The sequence below is a fragment of the Paenibacillus sp. NPDC058174 genome (genome assembly GCF_042883865.1).
In the GTDB taxonomy this organism is placed as follows: Bacteria; Bacillota; Bacilli; order Paenibacillales; family Paenibacillaceae; genus Pristimantibacillus.
On the sequence record NZ_JBHVUY010000004.1, the window covers coordinates 526,347 to 547,607 of the forward strand.

At 43.6% G+C, this 21,261-nt stretch carries 17 protein-coding genes; 13 read left to right on the forward strand and 4 right to left on the reverse strand.

Features of this window, described 5'->3' with window-relative positions; genetic code table 11:
- Nucleotides 1–157: 157 nt before the first annotated feature.
- Together ACFVVF_RS21500 and ACFVVF_RS21505 are read left to right on the forward strand one after the other, a co-directional pair.
- The gene (locus ACFVVF_RS21500) at nucleotides 158–3,109 is read left to right on the forward strand and encodes a pentapeptide repeat-containing protein (RefSeq protein ID WP_387814065.1); all 2,952 of its coding nucleotides are present in this window, start codon (nucleotides 158–160) and stop codon (nucleotides 3,107–3,109) included.
- Between the two features lie 188 nt (nucleotides 3,110–3,297).
- The gene (locus ACFVVF_RS21505) at nucleotides 3,298–3,567 is read left to right on the forward strand and encodes a hypothetical protein (protein ID WP_387814067.1); all 270 of its coding nucleotides are present in this window, start codon (nucleotides 3,298–3,300) and stop codon (nucleotides 3,565–3,567) included.
- A gap of 265 nt (nucleotides 3,568–3,832) precedes the next feature.
- On the opposite strand, the gene ACFVVF_RS21510 is transcribed toward ACFVVF_RS21505, so the two are convergent.
- On the reverse strand, nucleotides 3,833–4,723 hold the full coding sequence (locus ACFVVF_RS21510; protein ID WP_387814069.1) for a hypothetical protein: 891 nt from the start codon (nucleotides 4,721–4,723) through the stop codon (nucleotides 3,833–3,835).
- Nucleotides 4,724–4,908: 185 nt separating this feature from the next.
- On the opposite strand from ACFVVF_RS21510, the gene ACFVVF_RS21515 reads away from it, so the two are divergent.
- Nucleotides 4,909–5,898 (forward strand): MerR family transcriptional regulator, encoded by a 990-nt coding sequence (locus ACFVVF_RS21515; RefSeq protein WP_387814071.1) that lies wholly within the window; start codon nucleotides 4,909–4,911, stop codon nucleotides 5,896–5,898.
- Between the two features lie 27 nt (nucleotides 5,899–5,925).
- On the opposite strand, the gene ACFVVF_RS21520 is transcribed toward ACFVVF_RS21515, so the two are convergent.
- Together ACFVVF_RS21520 and ACFVVF_RS21525 are read right to left on the reverse strand one after the other, a co-directional pair.
- Nucleotides 5,926–7,353: an alpha/beta hydrolase family protein gene (locus tag ACFVVF_RS21520; protein ID WP_387814073.1), complete on the reverse strand. Its 1,428-nt coding sequence runs from the start codon at nucleotides 7,351–7,353 to the stop codon at nucleotides 5,926–5,928.
- Nucleotides 7,354–7,448: 95 nt separating this feature from the next.
- The gene (locus ACFVVF_RS21525; protein WP_387814075.1) at nucleotides 7,449–8,165 is read right to left on the reverse strand and encodes an HAD family hydrolase; all 717 of its coding nucleotides are present in this window, start codon (nucleotides 8,163–8,165) and stop codon (nucleotides 7,449–7,451) included.
- A gap of 185 nt (nucleotides 8,166–8,350) precedes the next feature.
- On the opposite strand from ACFVVF_RS21525, the gene ACFVVF_RS21530 reads away from it, so the two are divergent.
- The 10 genes from ACFVVF_RS21530 (at nucleotide 8,351) to ACFVVF_RS21575 (ending at nucleotide 19,204) form a co-directional block, all read left to right on the forward strand.
- On the forward strand, nucleotides 8,351–9,361 hold the full coding sequence (locus ACFVVF_RS21530; RefSeq protein WP_387814077.1) for an ABC transporter substrate-binding protein: 1,011 nt from the start codon (nucleotides 8,351–8,353) through the stop codon (nucleotides 9,359–9,361).
- Nucleotides 9,362–9,455: 94 nt separating this feature from the next.
- A complete protein-coding gene (locus tag ACFVVF_RS21535; protein WP_387814079.1) occupies nucleotides 9,456–10,373 on the forward strand; it encodes an ABC transporter substrate-binding protein in 918 nt (305 codons plus the stop codon).
- A 2-nt stretch (nucleotides 10,374–10,375) separates the two neighbouring features.
- Nucleotides 10,376–11,548: a phosphotransferase enzyme family protein gene (locus ACFVVF_RS21540; RefSeq protein ID WP_387814081.1), complete on the forward strand. Its 1,173-nt coding sequence runs from the start codon at nucleotides 10,376–10,378 to the stop codon at nucleotides 11,546–11,548.
- Nucleotides 11,549–11,671: 123 nt separating this feature from the next.
- Complete coding sequence (locus ACFVVF_RS21545; protein WP_387814083.1) at nucleotides 11,672–12,424, forward strand: ABC transporter permease; 753 nt, start codon at nucleotides 11,672–11,674, stop codon at nucleotides 12,422–12,424.
- A gap of 11 nt (nucleotides 12,425–12,435) precedes the next feature.
- Nucleotides 12,436–13,197 (forward strand): ABC transporter ATP-binding protein, encoded by a 762-nt coding sequence (locus tag ACFVVF_RS21550; protein ID WP_387814085.1) that lies wholly within the window; start codon nucleotides 12,436–12,438, stop codon nucleotides 13,195–13,197.
- Nucleotides 13,198–13,236: 39 nt separating this feature from the next.
- The gene (locus ACFVVF_RS21555) at nucleotides 13,237–14,073 is read left to right on the forward strand and encodes a MerR family transcriptional regulator (protein ID WP_387814087.1); all 837 of its coding nucleotides are present in this window, start codon (nucleotides 13,237–13,239) and stop codon (nucleotides 14,071–14,073) included.
- A 5-nt stretch (nucleotides 14,074–14,078) separates the two neighbouring features.
- Nucleotides 14,079–14,912, forward strand: a complete 834-nt coding sequence (locus tag ACFVVF_RS21560; RefSeq protein WP_387814089.1) for a sulfurtransferase — start codon at nucleotides 14,079–14,081, stop codon at nucleotides 14,910–14,912.
- Between the two features lie 224 nt (nucleotides 14,913–15,136).
- Nucleotides 15,137–16,159 (forward strand): serine hydrolase domain-containing protein, encoded by a 1,023-nt coding sequence (locus tag ACFVVF_RS21565; protein ID WP_387814091.1) that lies wholly within the window; start codon nucleotides 15,137–15,139, stop codon nucleotides 16,157–16,159.
- 457 nt (nucleotides 16,160–16,616) lie between these two features.
- The gene (locus ACFVVF_RS21570; protein ID WP_387814093.1) at nucleotides 16,617–18,518 is read left to right on the forward strand and encodes a carbon-nitrogen hydrolase family protein; all 1,902 of its coding nucleotides are present in this window, start codon (nucleotides 16,617–16,619) and stop codon (nucleotides 18,516–18,518) included.
- 263 nt (nucleotides 18,519–18,781) lie between these two features.
- Nucleotides 18,782–19,204: a sensor histidine kinase gene (locus tag ACFVVF_RS21575; RefSeq protein ID WP_387814305.1), complete on the forward strand. Its 423-nt coding sequence runs from the start codon at nucleotides 18,782–18,784 to the stop codon at nucleotides 19,202–19,204.
- Nucleotides 19,205–19,263: 59 nt separating this feature from the next.
- Here ACFVVF_RS21575 and ACFVVF_RS21580 read toward each other — a convergent pair whose 3' ends face one another.
- Nucleotides 19,264–21,249 (reverse strand): AraC family transcriptional regulator, encoded by a 1,986-nt coding sequence (locus ACFVVF_RS21580; RefSeq protein ID WP_387814095.1) that lies wholly within the window; start codon nucleotides 21,247–21,249, stop codon nucleotides 19,264–19,266.
- Between the last annotated feature and the right edge of the window lie 12 nt (nucleotides 21,250–21,261).

Here is a 21,261-nt window from a genome sequence, read left to right on the forward strand (position 1 = left end):
CTCTTCTTGACAGGCAAAGCTTGTGGCAAAAAGTCTATTCAAAGTTTTACATGAGGAGTATAAGTAGTTTTAATGCTTCAAAGTTTCTAGTCATACTTCATTCCATATTATGTTAATATTAACTATATGAAAATGAATTAGACAGGGGGGCTTTTAAATGGAATCTCTAATAATTAGTAAGCCTATTGCAGTATTAAACTCTTCTATGAAAGTGAATTTTAGTGATTTTTTCAGATTTCTAGGAAAAGCAGTAGTTGGTGGAGTATTTTTGGATTCTAAGGAAGTTGTGAGTAATAGTTATGAGGCACTACTTGCACTTGGGCTTGAAAAGGATATTAATCAAATTACTTGGTTATTAATATATCGTTCACTATCTAAAGCCATATCAAACTTAGTAGAAGAGAGTAATGAAACCTTAAATGAAACAGAAGTTGATTTAGAAGCCGTGATTCTTAGAATTGATTTTTCTCTAGAGAATAAAACTTTTAAGGTTGAACGGAATTTTTTTGAAAATCCTAAAGCATTAACAATATTAAATGATATTGCAATTCCCTTCGGTCAATGGCTAGATGGCTTTGGTCTGAATGAAAGTCAAATAAAATCTATAGTTGAACGTTTACCTAGTTACTTTGTCTTAGCTCTTCATGAGGAGTGGAGAAGTAAATCTGACGAATATAAAAGTATTGCCAATTTTTTTGAATCACCATTTATGAAAGCTAACGAGAGAGAATTATCATGGTTTCGTTATTCAGCATATTTACGTAAAGAAACTGAAAAGAGAATGTTTGATGAAACTTTTAGTTTGAAAAGAATATTTGTACCACTAAGGGCCTATTATAATCAAAGGATTATTGAAGTTGCAGATGGCGAAGATGTAGATTTCTCTGCTCCTCAACGAAATAGTAGAGTTGTCGTAGATTTAGAGAGAGAACTAGATTTCTGGTTAAAGACTAATGACAAAGATGATGCTATTCGAATTATTAGTGGAGGTCCAGGCTCAGGGAAATCTTCTTTTGCTAAGATTTACGCCGCTAAACTAACTGAAAGTCAAGCTGTCCCGGTTCTATTTATTCCCTTACACCATTTTGAATTGACAGATGATTTAATAGATGCTGTTGGTAGATTTGTTCAATTTGATAAATTCTTTGGTCATAATCCCCTTGACCCACAAAACGGAGAGGAAAAATTAATTATTTTCTTTGATGGATTGGACGAATTATCTAAACAAGGAAAATTAGCAAATGAAATAGCAGGACAATTTATCGAAGAGGTACAGCGCAAAGTTGATAGATTTAATATGAATGAACTGAGGTTACAAGTAATAATGACAGGAAGAGAACTTAGTGTTCAGCAAAATAAAGAACAATTTAGGCGTCCTAAGCAAATACTTGAGATACTTCCCTATTTTATTAAGAAAGGTGAATTACACAAGTATAGTTATTCTGATCCGGATAATCTTTTGGTAAGTGACCAGCGAGATATTTGGTGGAAATTATACGGGCTTGCAAGTGGAAATAATTACAATTCTATGCCAGATACATTGAGGGGAAAGAATCTTGAGGAAATTACATCTCAACCGCTACTTAACTATTTGGTGGCATTAAGCTTTGTACGAGATAAAATTGATTTTAGAAAGGAGAATAATCTTAATGAAATATATAAAGATTTATTACAAGCAGTGTATGAGAGAGGTTGGGCAAATAGTAAGCATCCTTCAATCAAAGACACTACATTGGAACAGTTTATTCGGATTTTAGAAGTTATCGCTGTATCTGCTTGGCATGGAGCAGGTAGAACAACGACTATCAAAGATATAGAAAACTATATAAATAATAATGGATTAAAAGAACTATTGAATAGATTTCAAGAAAATGCTGCCAAAGGTGTAACGAGACTATTAACTGCATTCTATTTTAGAGAGTCGGGGTTAAATAATTCGGGAGACAATACTTTTGAATTCACTCATAAGAGTTTTGGAGAGTATCTTACCTCAAGGAGAATCATTCAATCTTTAATTCAAATTAGTAGAATGATGTTGAGAAGGAAAGAAGATCCGGATGATGGTTGGGACGATAAGACATCAATTGTACATCTTATCTCTATATGTGGATTTGCAAAGGTTGATAAATATTTAATTAATTTCATTAATGGAGAGTTACGTTATTTAACTAAGGAAAAATTATTAGAAATTCAAAAATCGTTGGTGAAATTACTTAATTATTGCATTAAGCATGATGTTCCAGTTGATAGAATTGATCCTAGGCCCTTGTTTAGTTATGAGAGAATATACTCGAATAATACTTATGAGACATTGGTTGTTTTATTAAGTTTAACATCTAATCTAGTTAAATCCCCTGTTAAAATAGATTGGGGGGCTAAAAATACATTTGGTAATATTTTAAAGATGATTACAGGACAGCGTTCAAATGCTATAAATGGAAATGTTATGTCACATTTGAGGTTCCTAGACATTTCGAATCAATGTTTAGATATTGCTGATCTTTTTAGAGCAGACTTCTCTTTTACAAGATTTGAAGCAGGAGAGATGCATTATGCTAATGCTGTGAACTCTAACTTTGAAGAGGCAATCTTAACTAGGACAGTACTTAATTACTCACTTTTAAAGAAAGCAAACTTTACTAATAGTACGATGCTTGGCGCTGAGTTAATAGATGTAAAGGCGCAGCAATCAGTATTTAACAATGTAAATCTTAATAATGCTTCATTATACAAATCTGATTTTTCAGGAGCTATTTTCAATAACACTAGTGCTGTAAATATAAATAAGTCAATCAAAAGAAGGAGAAGCAGTGAAGCAGTGCTTTTCAATGATGCTGAATTATCAGATACTGATTTTACAAATTCCATGTTGAGAAATTGTAACTTCCAATATGCAAAATTAACAAATATTAATTTTTCTGAATCTGATTTATCAATGTCCGATTTTAATAATGCTAGCTTAATAAACGTGAATTTTCGAAACGCTAATCTAACATTAGTGGACTTTGAAAAAGTTTCTATTATAAGTAATTGTGTTTTTCTTGGTTCATATTGCGATTTTAAAAGAGATGGAGTAAATGATATACAATATAGTGAAGCAGAAGAATAAAATCTAATATGCCTACTGTGGCTGCTTGTATGGGGATTCCTTATAGGGAGGCCCAGTAAAAAGCTTAAACAGCACTGAAGTAGTATAAATATTGCATTGTAGCGTTTATGTTATTTCGTGAAGCGGGTTTTGGAGGAAATCATGGTGAAGCTGTCGTGAGGAAGGAAGTTTCAGGTTAGTAGATCGTCTTGTTTGAAGACGATGCAATCGGGGCAATCAAAAAAGGCTTTTTCTATGATTCGATGTACGTTAATAACAAGCCGATTCCTAATTACTACTACGAGGAAGAACAGCCTGTTACAAATGGAACGATCATCTTATTCGATTCATACGGGAATACGTTGAAATCAACCAACGGTATTACGTTCACGATGTCGAGCCGTCCTGATCTGTTCCCGACGAACGATTACCGCTCACCGATGTATAAGGTTGGCAAGCAGTATATGATTTTCATCTAATATTGGTATGCTTCTGGTGTTATGCGCTTAAACGTGCTGACGTCCACGGATAAGGTGAATTGGAAAACGACTAAGCTAAGCCGAAAATGTTCGTCTCACAAACGGGAAACATGCTGCTTGGCATCGCTGATAAGCGTGTTTTGCTATCGAGCAACGGCATCGATTGGAAGGTCATTCGATAGGATTATTTATTCAAAAAGTAAGTTATTAAAAGTCACATCAGATTAAATTCTGATGTGACTTTTTGCAACTTAGGACCGTAAAATCAACCGTCCGGTGCGGCGTATTTACCCGCGTCCGGCTCGAAAGCTGCTTCATTGGAGGGGTCTAACTCCACGAGGATAGTTCCGTGATCGTCCGTCAGCACGAGCATGCTCGTGCCGATGACGGGAACTCGGTCGGCGGTGGTGCGCATGCGCGCTGAGACGACACGAGGAGCACCGCTCGAGATATAACTTACTTCTACCTTGAACATAGGGTAATTCAAGAGCCAACTGTTAGTGAAGTTTATGGCGGTCAACGTCCCGATGAATGACGAGCCCTCCGCGCGAAGGCGCTGGATGTCCGCCTGACGCCGCCGGGCGTGGGCGATTGAGACGGGCAGCCTCAAGAGCATGTAGGCGGCCAAGAGGGCGAAGCAAGCCCCGACGACTACCCCGAGCTCTGGCGGAATTGTTGGGGAAGTAACTATGGCTTCGAGGTCGAAGGGACGTGACGGATTGCTTGTCAGCGTCCAGAGCAGAAGGACTCCCGCACCTGCAAAGAGACCCCCTGCGATCGCCAGCGTCGCAAACAGGCCGGCGACTCTGATTTGTCCGAATTGCTCGACCCCTCGTGAGTAAACTCCGCCAGTCACGCCGATTACGACGAAAAACAGCACCACGGCGACGCCCACCGTGACAGGATGACCGAGGAGCTTGCTGATCTCCGGTGTAGGCGCCAGGCCCAGCAGGGCACCGAACGGCACAGAGCCTGTCAGCGCCCACAGTATCGTGGCTGCAAACAGCCACGGCAGCACCGGAGCCACACGTCCGATGCGATGTCCCGGCAGGAGTGAAGTCATCTGTTCGTTCTTGTCTGTAGTGGAGAACAGCGGCAGCATATCGATATGCGCTAGCTGCCCGTGCTTATGATGACCCTTCGCAGTATCACTCATTGGCATGTACCTCCCGAACATCACTTCCAAAATTTTTCATTTATATTTTACCACATGAATGTTGTCCGCTGTAACTGCCTAAAGTCGCTTCCGCACTATTGGGCAATCACCCCTTCCACACAGTATAATTGTATTGAATCTTCAGCAGTTGAAGATCGTAATTGATTATTTTGGAGGCGGATTTCTTGCACTCAAACGACGACATGGCGCCGGAAACCTATTCAATTGGGAAAGTAGCCAAAATGATTGGATCCAAGGTCAGAAATATCCGTTATTATGATGAGATCGGGTTAGTAAAGCCCTCGAGTCATACAGAGGGAGGCCATCGTCTCTATACGGCAGAAGATATTTGGCGTTTGGAATTGACCGCAACGCTGCGTTATCTGGATTTCAGCATTGAAGAAATTAGCCAGCTGTTCTCTGGAGACTTATCGGTAGACAAGGCACTCGACTGGCAGATTGAATCGCTCTCCATTCAGGCCAGCGCGCTAACCAATATGATATCGATCCTACAGCAAGCGAAGCAGGGACAAGGGGATTCCATGCGCTACCTTTACGATCTTGTCCAAGCCAAAGCGTCTAATGTTGAAAAAAGAAACCGGTTCATTGCGGAGAGAGTGGAGGCTGGCGATCTCTTTAACGGAGTTCCTGCAGACTGGCAGAGCCCGATGCTGCATTACTTTAATAAATATATTGTCAATCAAGAGAAAACAACCGCTCAACAAATCGCCGCTTGGAATGAGCTGCAGGAAATTATCAACGATCCGCAATTTCTTGAAGATACAAAAAACACGGATTTCTCGTTCATTGTGAAAGAGCTTCAGCCCCGTTATGATGCCGATACGTGGATTAAGAAGCTGGATCAGTTTTATATCCGGTTGACCCAAGCGCTGGAGAACAAAAAGTCTGCCGACAGCCCTGAGGTTCAGGCAATTATTGAAGAGTCGCTGTCGCTTTATAGCAATACGGAGCAAACGATCTATAACCTGGAGTTCCTTAATGCTTATATGGAGCATGTCGAGTTAACCAGTACGCCTCTTATTGATCGTGTCAACCGGTTGTGTGCCATTATGAATCCGCAGTTAAACTTGCTTGCAGAAGGAAATAACGTGTTTATTCAAAACTTGCGGAGAAAGATGCAATCCGAGCAAGAAAACGAACAGCCCGAAAGCTAGGTTTCCGGGCTGTTGGTATGGTGTGTTTTAACCTTTTTGCAGTGTAAATTTCGGATGTTCGCCGATATTTTGCTCTAATAGCTTTGATGGCTTGTTTTTCAAATAATGATCGAAGAAATCCAGCGAATAATCGTTAATGAGACCTAATGCCTCTCGAACATCGGTTCCTTGCATCAATTGAAATAGCGGAGAGAACAGAACCATATCGGTAAAGCTGAGGTGATTCGTCTTGTTCAGAATCAGCCAGTAGCTGCCGCCTGTAGTTATATGTGCGAATCGCGGCCAAATTTCCTTCGACATATCCAGTTCGTTGCCTGTCGGCTTCTTCAAATTCTCTACACTGGAATCTGCACTCATCATCATAAACGGCTTCTTCAGCCCTTCTTCCGGAATACGAAGCTCACCATACAACGCTCCGTCCATATTGATCGCCGCTTTAATTCTTGAATCCGTCATTAACACTTGCACGCTTGTTGCTCCGCCGAAGGAATGTCCGAACATACCGACATTATTCATATCCATCCGGCCGGTAAAACGTTTCTCCGGATCATTCGCCGCCAGCTGCTCCACCTGATCCAGAACAAATTTGGCATCTTCTACCCATTGTTCATTTGCTTTATCCAAATCGGAGAATTTTTTGATTTCCGGCAGCTGCAAAGCGGCCACACGACCGTCCGGGAAGATCGAAGCGGTGCTGCTATAGGTGTGGTCGATGCCGACTATGATATAACCTTGACTAACCAATTGCTCGAGCTGGAAGGTGTTCTGCATTTTATTTCCAGTCAGGCCGTGTGAGAAAATGAGCACCGGGAAGGACGGCTCTGCATTAGTGATTGCTGCATTCTTGATGGCATGCGTTTTAACATAGCCAAGAGAAGTAAACAGCAGCTTAGGGAAACCAAACATTTTACTATAGCCCTCAGCGAACGCATCGACGTTAGTATGATAAGCTTGTTTCTTTCCTTTTGCTTTGGCATCAGCAGGATACCAGATTTGTACCATTAACTCGCGTTTGTCATCCGGATCGGATGTCAGAATTTCATCCCGTGAATTATCTTTCCAATCATAGGTGACTGTGCCGATTTTATACGGACCTGCCGGCTTGGCGAAGGTGAATACCGGAATCAGAATTGGCAGTGCAACGGTAACAGCTGAATAAATAACCGCCAGCACTGTTATTGCGATAAGCTTCAGCTTTGAACCTTTACGGGCGGTGCGTTCTTTTCCCGACTTGGATAATGATCTGACTACGAAAAGGATAAGAGGCAATGCTGTCAGCACATAAGCAGGAATCATTGGCAAGCGCATGCCCTCTATAACTCCATGTATCAGCATAAAGATGGCGGAAACGCCGAACCCGATTAGGAGAAAGCGCTGCGGCTTGTTTTTAGCGAAAATAAGCCAGCCCGTCAGCAAAATATTAATGACAATAAATATAATTTCCAAAGACCTCATAAGATTGAACCTCCAAATTTGAGTAAGCTGCTAGCTGCTAGCTAATTCAAATCTTACAATCTCCAGTAGCTGAAGATTCAAGTCTTTTTCAGTCTCTAAGTTATTAACTTTCTATAAACTGCGGACTTAATCCCTCTAATTCTCTTCTCCAGCAGCTCCAAATCCCACTTCTCTCCGGTAAAATGCAGTGTATCCGAATCCGGGTGCAGGGCAAGCCGATGCTTCCCTACAACAATAGGAATAAGGCTGTGATCAAGCAGCGGAATGTCAGCAACGGCGTCTCCCATGCTGAGCAGGTGAACGGCACCCGGAGCTTGTAAGAGTGGATGGCTTAGAATTCGCTCTTTGTCCAGTCCATAGTTACTGGAGACACGGCCTGTCAGCTTATCGCCCGACACTTCGAGCTGAAAGGCGAATATACCGCGAAGGCCGAACTCCTCGGCATAGGTGTTCAGCACATCAAATGGCGCTCCGCTTACGAGATAGGTATGGACGTTGTACTTTCTAAGCAACCGAAATAAGGCATGGACGTCTTCAAATAAAGCAGCTTCATTAAGAGGGCGATAGGACTGCACTGCTTCTTTATATAGAAGTGCGGAGCAGCCGCTCAAAGCTTGGGCGAATGACTCACAAGTCCGCTCCGTATATTCGGCATAGGAAATGCCTCCGGTCAAATAAAGCTGCTCCAGCTCCTTAAAGTGATGGAGCAGCCCGCGCGTCACGAGCCCTTGCTCCAGCAAATAATCTGCTAAACTATATATCGTATAGCCCCGGTGCAGCGTATTGTCCCAATCCAGCAATGCAATATGCATCTGTTTTTCCCTCCTGCGTGGTCTAGCATTCCATTATAATGAGTCCAACTCTTTCTATATTGGCATAAAACCGAATAAAACGCTTGACCCTCCAGTCGAATGGAGGGTTATTATTTTTTCATACCATATTAAATCTATCGGAATAGAATTTATTTTTGAAACGACGAGAGGGGAAGGATTGCGATATGAAACGGAGCTTATTGTTACTGCTCAGTCTGGGCCTGGTGTCCATAGCGGCATTATCCGCTTGCGGCAGCAATGAATCAAAGCAAGAGAATGCAGGAGGGAAAGGGCTGGAGCGAACAACAGTCATTCTCGACTGGACGCCAAATACGAACCATACCGGGTTATATGTTGCGCTCGAGAAGGGCTACTACAAGGATGAAGGGCTGGATGTAGAAATTGTGCAGCCGTCCGAAGGCACAACCTCGACTCTGATTGCAGCAGGGAAAGGCGATTTTGGCGTTAGCTATCAAGAGGACGTTACGTTTGCATTAACAAGTAAAAATCCGCTGCCGATTAAGGCAGTTGCGACCATTATTCAGCATAATACCTCCGGCTTTGCGGCGCCTAAGAGCAAAAACATTCAAAGCGTCAAAGACTTCGAAGGCAAATTTTACGGCGGCTGGGGTTCCCCTTCTGAGGAAGCGATTCTTCAAGCCGTTATGGAAAAGAACGGAGCCGATTACAGCAAGCTGAAGCACGTCGATATCGGCAACGATGATTTCTTCGCCGCCACGCTGAAAAATGTAGATTTTGCATGGATTTTCGAAGGCTGGACCGGCGTGAAAGCCAAACTCAAAGGCGTTGACTTGACCTATATTCCGGCGAGGGATCTTGATCCTGCGCTAGATTATTACACACCTATTCTGATCACGGGGACGAAGACGATCGCCAAAGATCCAGAAAAAGTGCGCAAGTTTCTGAAGGCTACACAAGAGGGCTATCAGTATGCCATTGATCATCCGGAGGAGAGCGCTGAGCTGCTGCTGAAGCATGCGCCGGAGATCGACAAGCAGCTTGCTGTGGAAAGTCAGAAGTTTCTAGCCGCTCAGTACATTGCGGATGCTCCTGCTTGGGGGCAGATGAAGACGGAAGTATGGAGCGCTTACGCGCAGTTTCTGAAGAACAGAGGACTATTGGAATCGGATTTGAAGCCGGAGGATGCTTTCACTAATGAGTTTTTACCGAAGTGAGCGGGCGCCGAGCCGAGCCGGAGACCATTAGATAAACAATTTATAGGCTAACCGAATGCCAAGAAACAGACCTTAAAGAAAAGGATGTTGCCGTATGAAAAATGTAAAAGTGATGCTGGAGTACTTTTATCCTTGGACGAATGCAGCCGGATTCTATTATGCCCGTGAGCAGGGCTGGTATAAGGAAGCGGGTCTGGATGTGGAATTTACGGTGTACGACCCTGAACGGGGAGACACACTGGCGTATCTGGCTAGAGGAGATGCTGATTTCGGTATCTTCCCCAGCAACCGGCTGCTCGTACAACGGGAGAAACTGCCTGTCGTGATCGGCGTAGCAGCGATTAACCACCGCGGAATGGAGACGGTGCAGACAGTTCGCAGCACCGGAATCCGGCGTCCCGCTGATTTGAGCGGGAAGCGGGTCGCGATGAATCCGACGCCGAGAGGGCTGGCAATGATCCGTCAGCTGGTGAAAGCCGATGGAGGCGATCCGGACGGCATTATTATTGTAAACAGTGGTGCACGTGAGTTAACCCCTGATGCTATTGCAGCAGGAGCGGCGGATGCGACCTTCGGCAGCTATTGGGCGTGGGAAATTCTAATGGATACAGCAGTTCCGGATGAAGAGCGAATCATATGGCCAGTAGACGAAATTGGCGCGCCGCCTTATCACAGTTATTTGCTTGGCACACAGGAAGAGGCAACAAAGCGGGATCCGGAGACAGTACGCGCATTTCTGGCGGCTACGGCACGGGGCTATCAGGCATTGGCGGCTGAGCCGTTGAAGGCCGCACCGTTATATGAACGCATTATTCCTTATTTCCCTGCCAGTCTCGTCGAACGTTCGCTGCCGCTTATTGCACCAACATGGCTGCATAACGGCGTATGGGGCGTGCAGAGAACGGAGTTAATGGCACCTTATGCAGAATGGTTGGCCGACCATGACATCTTGAAGAACCGCGATGGCTGGAAAAATGCCTATACCAATGCCTTCCTGCCTCAGGGGGAATAACGATGAGCGAGATCAAAGCGGCAGAAGTACAAGCGCATGGGATGGGAACGACGCTTGTCCGTCCGGACTGGGCGCCAATTACGCTGGAGGAGGCGAACCAGCTTCTTAGCCGGTATCCGGATTTGGAGCCGGCGTCCGCGCTTACTTGGCACAGTCCGCGTCCGTTCTCCAGTGCGACAATTGCGGCAACATTTTCGGAATCGTTATTTATTAAAAGGCATCATCATTCCGTCCGGGATAAGGCCGGACTGACAGAAGAGCACCGGCTGATCCGGCATTTGCGGGATCGGGGAATTCCGGTCAGCGATATCATAACCGGAGCAAGTGGGCAGACTGCCTTTGAAATCGGGGAATGGACCTACGAAATACACCGGTTAGCCAAGGGCGTCGACTTGTACCGTGATGCCGTCTCTTGGAGCCCATTTCTTTCGGAGGCTCATGCTTATGCAGCCGGAGACGCATTAGCACGAGTTCATCTTGCTGCCGAGGGCTACGACGCCCCGCCAAGAGCGGGTCGTCAGCTGGTGTCCAGCTTCTCGATCTTCGGATCGGCTGATCCGCGAGCGGCGATGGCTGCTTACATCGGTCAAAGGAAGGCGTTATCGGATTATATCCGCAATCGGCCTTGGGAGCAGGATTTGGAGACGGTGTTTATGCCGCTCTTCTCCCGCCTTGAGCCATGGCTTGGAGAGCTCGAACCGCTCTGGACCCATAATGACTGGCATGCCTCCAATCTGCTGTGGAGCGATGCGGAGCTTACCGGAGGAACGTCGCGTGTGGAGACGATTCTGGATTTTGGCCTCGCAGACCGGACGAATGCGGTCTATGATCTGGCAACCGCTATTGAGCGCAATGCGATTGAATGGCTTGCCTTGGAAGAGAGCGACTGCCAGAATGTCGTTCATTATGAACAGCTAGAAGCGCTGCTGAACGGCTATGAAACGATCCGCCCGCTCAGGAGTGAAGAGGCGGCAGCGCTTGTAGCGATGCTTCCTCTGGTACATGCGGAGTTTGCATTGTCGGAAATTGATTATTTTACCGGGATTGTTGGTTCAGTCTCCAATGCGGATATTGCCTATGACACCTTCTTGTTGGGACATGCGAAATGGTTTGCAAGCCCAACCGGTCAGCAATTACTTGCTTTTCTGGAGCAGCGATATGGCATTCAAAGCTAGAATGGCGGAGATTATCCGTTGACAGAATAGCGGGATGTTGTTAATTTATTATTAATCATATCGGAATTATAGTATATTGAATGAATAACATGAAAGCAATGCGACTAAGGGCGTGACTTACGTATGAATAGACTGAAGAAACTGGACCAGAGGATATATCCGATCGCTACCCTTTTCCTTGCGGTCATTCTGTGGCAGCTGATTGTTACTCTGGCCCATATTCCCTTATATATTTTGCCTTCTCCGCTGGACACGGTGAATGCGCTCGTTAGCGACTTTGGCGCTATTGCAGGCCATGTAGGCACGACGCTGTACGAATCGGTCCTTGGCTTTGCGCTATCGATCGCTTTGGCGTTCGTATTGGGCATTCTGATGGACAGCTTCCAGGTCGTGAAGAAGTCGATTTATCCGATTCTGATCGTCTCTCAGACCATTCCGACCATCGCCCTTACTCCGCTGCTTATCGTCTGGTTTGGGTTTGGAATTTTGCCGAAAATTCTTATTATCGTTATGGTGTGCTTTTTCCCCATTTGTATTAGTCTGGTGGACGGTTTCGAGAAGGTAGACAAAGATTACTTGAATTTATTTCATTCCTATAAAGCATCTAAGCTGCAGACGTTCATTCATTTGAAGTTTCCTTATGCGCTTGTCAATCTGTTCTCCGGGCTCAAAATCGCGGCAACCTATATGATTATGGCGGCGATTATCGGTGAATGGCAGGGCGGAACGAAAGGGATCGGCGTCTACATGGTACGGACTAAAAATGCTTATGCGCTGGATAAAGTGTTTGCGGCGATTTTGGTCATCGTCATCGTCAGTGTCGCCTTCATTTATGTGATTAACTATGTGGCCAAAAAAACAACTCACTGGAAATAGCGGAGGTTGCCATGCAGGATAGAGCGGTATTGGAAAAGAAAGTGCCGGCTTCTTCCGGCGATGAAGCCTTGATTACGCTGGACCGTATTAGCAAGTCTTACGGATCTGCGGAGATACTGAATAAAGTCTCATTGAACATCAGCAAAGGCGAGTTCGTATCGATTCTTGGACCAAGCGGCTCTGGAAAAAGTACCCTGTTCAATATCATCACGGGACTTGTACCGTCCGATGAGGGAGCGCTGCATGTGAACGGGGAAATCGGCTATATGCAGCAGAAGGATCTGCTTCTGCCATGGAAGACTGTACTCGACAATATCGTGCTGCCGCTGGACTTGAAGGGTTTCGATAAGAAGGCTTCCAGGGCGAAGGCGGATGCACTGATTGACCGGATCGGGCTTAGAGGCTATGAGCACCGGTATCCGAGCCAGCTGTCTGGCGGAATGAAGCAGCGTGCAAGCTTTTTGCGCACCTTCCTTGCTTCCGGAGAAATTATGCTGCTGGACGAGCCATTTGGCGCATTGGATTCTATAACGAAGGGGAAAATGCAAACATGGCTGCTTGAGGTGCAGAAGGAGCTTGGGGTTACGATTCTTTTTATAACGCATGATATTGAGGAATCGATTTTGCTGTCGGACCGGATTTATGTGCTGTCATCGAGGCCGGGGGTCGTGAAGGAAGAGATTTCGGTTGAATTCGACCGCAGCAACAAGCCGGGAAGGCTGCTGAATCCTGAGCTGTTAATGATGAAGGAAGCGATTAAAGGGCTTTTGTAGAGCGGGTTGGTCAATTGGTCAAAAAAAGGGGGGCTCAGCATGAAATGGTATACCATTGGGGAGGTAGCGAAGCTATGCAATATTCCCATTCGGACGCTTCGCTATTATGATGATATCGGCCTGCTGAAGCCCGAGCGGATCGCACCTGAAACCAACTACCGTTACTATTCCATCGAAGGCATGAGGAAAATACCCGTCATCAAATATTATAAACAGCTGGGCTTTAAGCTGGAGGACATTAGCCGGATGCTGGAGCGGTCTAATTTCGACGTGCTGGAAGATTATATGGCCAAGGAGCTGCTTATCGTTGAGAAGCAGATGGCGGAGCTGCAGAAGAAGCATTTTGCGATTAAGGAGTGGCAGCGGCTGTTGGAACAGGGCGAGACATTGCTTGCCGAACCAACAGGGGAAAATAAGATTGAAATTTCGAGCGTTCCCCGCTATCGGACCTTAAAGTTCCATTATGAGCTGGAGAAATCGCAAACCGTCGATATCGAATTTTTGTACAGCAACTTGCTGGTTGAAATATGCAACAAAAATAACATTTACGCCTATGGGCCGTTCATGCTGTATTTCGATAATGTCGATCAGCGTATTCATCATACCTTCACAGGAGTCGATTGCTACACTGCTGTCATCGAAGAGGAGACGAATGAAGCGATGACGACAGAGGTCGGCGGCTTCGAGGCGTTAAGCGTCGTCCATAAAGGCGATTACCGGACCATCTCCGACACCTACGGCAAAGTCCAGGATTGGGCAAAGGAGCAAGGCATACCGCTGCAAGGGGCTTCCTATGAGCGTTATATTATCGACCCATGGAGCACGACGGTCAGCGACAATTATATTACCGAACTTATTTTACCTATTGGGGGTTAACGCCAATGTCTTATTTAATTTCCGCCTCCGAAGCTTATGAGCGGCTTCATGATTCGAACACGGTATTCGCAGATGTGCGATTCGTGCTGGGTCAGCCGTCGGCGGGAGAGGAAGCGTATCGGCTCGGGCATATTCCCGGGGCGGTTTTTTTCGATTTGAACCATGATCTCTCGGGTCCCAAGGAGGAGCATGGCGGTGGGCACCCGTTGCCTGAAGCAGATCTATTTGCTCGTAAGCTGGGCCAAGCAGGCATTGATGAACATACGGAAGTTATTGTTTACGACGATCAAGGGGGCAGTATCGCTTCACGGTTATGGTGGATGCTGAAGCATGCTGGGCATGAACGGGTGAAGCTGCTGGCCGATGGCTTCTCGGGCTGGCAGGCGGGCGGATTTCCTGTTACAACGGAGATCGCTCTACCTGCTGCGAAGAAGTTTGTTCCACGCGTGAATGATAGTCTTCAAGTGACAATAGAGGAAGTAAGGGCCGGGATCGGTGCTGAGAATCGTGTACTGATAGATTCGCGCATTCACGGGCGTTACACAGGCGAGGATACGTCAAAGTATTTGAAAGCCGGCCACATTCCGGGCGCCATTAATCACTATTGGGAGGACGGCTCTCCAGAGGGTGTGTTCCTTGACGCTGCTCATCAGCGCGAACGCTTTAAGTCGATTCCGCTAGATCGGGAGATTATTGTCTATTGCGGAGCAGGGGTTACGGCTTGTCCCAATGTGCTTGCGCTGACGGAAGCCGGGTATACCGATGTGAAGCTTTATGTGGGGAGTTGGAGCGATTGGACTTCGTATGAGGAGAATCCGGTGGCGACGGGGGAAGGGTAAGAAGTTTTGTGTGATTTTCGGACAGGGGTTTTACTCCCCTCGCCTCCATCAATATGCAATTTTAAATTGTCTATTCAAATAAATAATTTAAGTAGAGGCTCGACAGTTGTTTGCACTGTCGAGCCTTATTGTGTATAAGACACATATAATTGTTCTAGCTATATCACTGGGTCAGAATTTTTTCTACACTCAGTTCAGAAGGTAATAATTGAGGTGGGTCAAATATGGATTTCAATGAAATAGTTAAGAAACATAACCAAGAAGAAAATCAACGAATGCAGTTTTCGGGTGCCATTTTATTTAGGGCTGAGGATGAAACAAAGTTTGAAAATAGTTATGGGTTTGCTAATCGAAGCGACAAGATTAAAAATAGACCGAATACAAGATTTGGAATAGCATCTGGCAGTAAAATATTTACCGCAATTGCTATTTGTCAGCTTGTTCAAAAAGGGCTTTTAGAATTTGACACAAAATTATGCGATTTAGAACTTAATCTAAATCAATTTGATCCAACAATTACAGTGCATCATTTACTAACCCATACCTCCGGTATTCCTGATTACTTCGATGAAGAATTCATGTCAGACTATGAAAGTCTTTGGAAAACAGTGCCGATGTATAATGTTAATTCACCAAAGAGTTTTCTGCCATTGTTTCGGAATAATCCTATGAAGTTTGAACCCGGAACTCAGTTTTCATACAGTAACGCTGGATTTATTGTACTTGGCTTAATAGTTGAAAAATTAACGGGATTAAGTTTTAACGATTATGTCGAAGAAAATATCTTTCGAGCTTGTGAAATGAATGATTCAGGATATTATCACATGAATCAGTTACCTGAACGTACCGCTATTGGCTATGTTGGCAACGATGATAATTGGAAAACCAACATTTACTCCATTCCAATTGTAGGTGGACCCGATGGAGGGGCGTATACAACGGTATATGATTTATCTAAATTTTGGAGTTCGTTAATGAAAAATCAATTATTATCAAAAAGCTTAACGGAACGAATACTTTCCCCGCACGTTCAAGATAGTGAGTTTATCCATTATGGCTACGGAGTATGGATTACAATGATAAACAACGAAATATTCAAGTATTTTGTCATGGGAGGAGATCCCGGTGTTGTCATGCAATCTTCTTATTACCCTGAGATGAAGGCGGAACTTCACGTTCTAGCAAATGTCGATAGAGGAGCGGGCTTAATTGCCACCCGAATCAATGAAGTGCTTTTAAGTAAATAGCTATAAAAGAAATTGTATGGTGTTTATAGACAATGTTTACGAGAAATCATTTTCATTTACCTTTATTTGTAACAAAACATCTAATTTTTCTTGGATCAAAATTTAAAAATATTCGTGGCTCCTTGTTGTCCAAACAATTGGAAGATGTGATTCCTGCTTAACAATGCAAACTAAGTCGCAGGTGGCTCATTTTGAAAGACTTTTGGTGTGACAGGGTTGCTATTTTACACAACTACAAGAATATCCACTGGATAACCTTCTAAATAGTTGAGAGTATTTAATGAATTTAGAATTGATTGTCGAAAAACTTTCTGTGAATTGTTTGGCTTGGATATCCGTCTGATCTTCTCTATCTTATCTGTATATTGTAGTGTATGCTGTATAATAGCCTTGAATTATAAATGTAAAAATGAGGGGTTTTTAAAAGGTAATATAATATACTTGGAAGGAGATACCAATGATTGGACCAATTAAAAAAATCAATCATGTAATTGAAATCTCAAATTTTGATATATTACAAGACAAGGTCAATGTAGCTTTAATCCAAGAATTATATCCGTTAAATCTTATTGATAAAAGAACAGATAATAGGATATATTCTGGGCAATTGGAAATGAATGAGATTGAAGTAATGAATAATGTAGAAGAAGTGAAAAAAACATTAGATAGGATATCTTCAGACGTAAATATTCTAATTCTTTCTGAGCATCCAGGGAATAGCGTATCTATCGATTTGTTTCAAGAACATTCTAATAAATATAATCGAATTATTATCGCCAGATTAGGCTATTATAAAAAACATAACGTTTATACAAATTCAATCGTTATTATTACTCCAGCAGAAGAGCCTGTATTTCATGATCAAATCTCTTTTTCAGTCGAAGATGAAGATAGAAAAGAAAAGAATGGGGATTTAGTAAGAGGATCATCTATACATATTTTTCATTCACCATTTGGTAAGTTTACTGTTTTAAATTGCCATGACTATACAGATGCGGGAGTTATGGATTTAGTTGTAGGAGAAGATTTGGATTTTATAATTGTTTCCTCTTTCAATCCTGCAACTCGCCTTTATAAAGAATATGCACTCTCTGATGTTCATAGGCTTTTTAGTTTTGTTTTGCTTTCCAATATTTCTAATTATGGTGGCAGTGGTATATACGGGCCAATTAGAAGAAAAGGTAAAAAGGGCGAGGGTATTACAGTTGGTGGGGAACTGTTTAATGCAAGTGGGGACGGAGTTGCACACATCCAGTATCAGTTACCCATTCGTACTTTAAGGGATTTTAAAGCCTACTTCTTACACAATACGATAAAAGAAGATTCTGTTTATGAGTTGATTTCACCGCCTGAATATTTTAGAAGCCATCAACCTAATTATAGAAACTACATTAATTCCCCTGACTTTATTAAAGAAATCGATCTGAATTCTATAAATTATAAATCTACAAGAAGTGATGATCTTCGTCAAATAAACATTGCTGTTGCACAATTAAACTCAATAGGGTTAGATGACTACCGCAATCATTATTACCATTTTTCTTCATCGCCTAATGCATGTAAATTTATTGAGAAATTAAAATTTGTAATGGATACATTTAAAAAGCGAATTGAAATTACTAAAGAGCGCGTAGATTTTCTTATTTTCCCTGAAGTATTTTTACCACAATCTATGCAAGATTACCTTGAAGATTTCGCGTTAAAATTTAATACGATTATTATTGGTGGTTTTGAATTTGATGAGCAAAAAGATGTTAATATTTTAGAAGATGCGAATGGCAAGAATAGATGTAATATTTTCATTCCATCCGCTAGAAATAATAAAGTGAAGATATTTGAATATCAGAAGCTAACTCGTTCTAAATACGATGCGCTAACACCTAAAAATACCAAATTCAAAATGGAGCAGGGTAGTTCTGTATATAGATTCCACCATGAATCCTTAGGTCGATTTGGTATATTAATTTGTTATGATTACAGTCATTTTGATATAGTGAAAAAAATAAATTCAATACCTTCCGGCGAAATTGATCCTCTGGATATTCTTTTTATTTCAGCATATAATCCAGATGCATCTCTTTATAAACATTGCTGTATCGCCGATTCACACCGATTTTATCAGTATGTTGTAATGAGTAATGTATCTCAATTTGGGGAAAGTGGTGTTTTTGCACCAATAAGATACTTAGAGGAAGATAAAAGGAAAATAGCTGTTAAACAAATATTATCTCAATTTGGTTCTGGAGTTGAAGGCATATCTATTACAACAGTAGATGTAGACGCGCTTAGAAATGCAAGAAGTAGACGTGCTACAGATTCAGACATATTCATGAAGTTGCCTGGTACTTTTCAAGTTTGAGTAAGTTTAAGGACAATAAATAAAATCAATTGTAGATTTTATCTTACTCACTTTACCGCACATAACCCCTTCAATGAAATCAGGGCTCTATTTGTTGAGTGCCCTGATTTTTTCACCCCACTAGGAAGGTGGAGTGTTCCCTAGTTGAAACGATTGGTTTAGTTATGAGGAAAATCCGATTGCGACGGGGAAGAGGAATATCGGAAAGATTGATAGCAATATGAACCATGAATACATCGCCATATGGCCAAAGCGCCCCGGCGATGTATTTTTCATTTCTCAAAGTCAACTTATTTATTTCTGGAAGTATTTTATCTGTAAAGCACTCGCAATTCTACTATAAAGGTGATGAGGATCGACTCAGGCAGTTGTTCATGATCTTATTGGACAACGCTATTAAATTTACGCAGGAGCATGGACAAATTGATCTGGGATGCGTCAAGCAGGGGAAGTCGGTTCTTATAATCGTTCAGGATAATGGAGCGGGGATTCTAAAACGTGATTTGCCGCTCGTGTTTAATCGCTTCTATAAGGGAGATTCCGCAAGAGATAGAGGGGATCAAGGAGCGGGCTTAGGGCTTTCGATCGCACACTGGATCGTCGATCAGCACCAAGGTTCTATCCGTATTAGCAGTGAGACAGGGCAGGGTACAACAATTGCGATTCGTTTTCCGCTGATTGGTTAGATAAAAAAGACGAGGGATTCCCCCTCGCCTCTCACAAACCGTACGTCTACTAAATTTCACTATGTTTTGGTTAAGCTATCTACGACAAATTTAAGCTGGGCTTCCATCGAAATAGGGTCACTAAAGACGAAGCCCCGGCTGTTTTCGCGATAAACGTGATTATTTTGGACAGCAGGGAGGTTAGCCCAGATACTGCCTTCAAAAACCGGCGCCGCATTTTTATCGTCAGTCCACCCGCTGATAAAGATATAGTCGCCTGCGTATTCCGGCAACAACTCAAGCGATAATTTGGCCCAGCCTGTGCCGCTGTCGATGGCTTCCTTCTGAATAATCGGAGGTGCTTTCAGACCGAACTCGCCATAAATAATGTCTCCGCCTCTGCCAAAGCTTCCGTAGGCATAAAATTCTTTAGGATTTCCCGAATCGAATATTGAAACGGTGCGGTCACCTACCGCTTGTTTCACGAGAGGTTTGTATTCTGCGATTTTAGCATCCCAATCTGCAATCCAGGCTTTCGCCTGCTCTTCTCTGCCAGTCATCTTGCCAAAATCCATTAATTGCTCCCGCAGAGGTACCCCGTATTCAACAGCGACAGTCGGCGCGATTTTGGACAAATTTTCGATCGTTTCACGGTCGTTCCAGACTACAATTAAATCCGGCTGCAGCTCCGTTATTTTCTCGTAAGGCACATCGCTGCCGATGTTGACAACGTCATCCAGTATTCCTTCTGTATAGCTGTTAAAGGACTCGTCACCGGTTCCCACAGGCTTCAGGCCCAGCGCTAGCAAATGTCCGGTGAAGGCTCCTGCCACCATGACGATCCTTTGAGGGTTTTTGGGAATTTGTACTTCACCGTTAACAGCGGAATAGGCTACCATCTCCGAGCTGCCTGTTGTATTTCCAGTTGCTGCTTTGCCGGAATTGCTGGGATTGCTCTCTGAACCAGCAGTTTGACTTGGAGCAAGGTTAGTGCCAGTCCTGCCGTTCGTGTTCGCTGGGCCGGCGCATGCGCTAAGTAATAGGGTCAGGCACAGCAGCAACGTAACTCCAACAGGTAATTTGCTTCTATACATCTGTAAATCTCCTTTTTCGCTATATTGATAATCATTATCATCTCTGATATCAATATAACGACGAAGCCTACGCGGAACAATGGATGATCCGAGCCTAATGATAGGACGATAGGAGCTTCTTGCTCCTTGTACGAACTCATCCTTGAATTGTTTGGGTGTTACTCCGGTATGCTTTTTGAACATTCTGATGAAATAGGATACGTCTGCATATCCGACACTTGCAGCAATCTCTTGCAGAGAAAATTCGGTCTGTTGCAACAGCTTCCCTGCCCGGTTCATCCTAATGCGGATTAAGTAATCAATGATGCTAGTTCCAGTTTCCCGGCGGAAATGCTTAGACAGATAGGGTACGCTGTAGTGGAATGTGCTCGCCAGTGATTCCCGGGTGAGCGGTTCGGCATAATGCTCCTGCATGTAGCGGATAAGCTGAGAGGCAAGGTTAGGCTTAACGATGCTGACTTGCTGTTGGTCCATCTGCCGAAGCAGCTCGTATACAAATTGGTAAAATAGTGTTTTGACATGAAGCCGCTCCAAACGTCCCTGTTCAAGCCATTCGTCCAGCATTCGCTCAGCCAGTTCATATAGAATGGCAGGGTGGAGCGGGATAAAACCGTATTGAAGGTGGAATGCCAATTGTTGATCTCCATGCCGGAGTGCGCGCTGCTCGACAGCTAGCGGCAAGGAGGCTTTATAGAAGATCAGGTAATAATGAAACGATTCATCCGTCAGGATAATGTCCAGACGGCTACCTTTGCCGCCATGAAGCATATAGAAACGCTTTGCAGTATGCTCGTTTCCGTCCAAAATTAGCGTTGCACTACCCTGCGTTACATACAGAAAGGCGCTAGCAGGGAACAGGTAAGGGGGCACGGATTCGCCGTCCTGTATGCCGATATGTCGTACATCCATGATTTTGAACGTGGCATGATTCCAGATCAGTATGTGCTCTTGTACATTCACGGTTGCTTTCATTGGAGAGTTGTC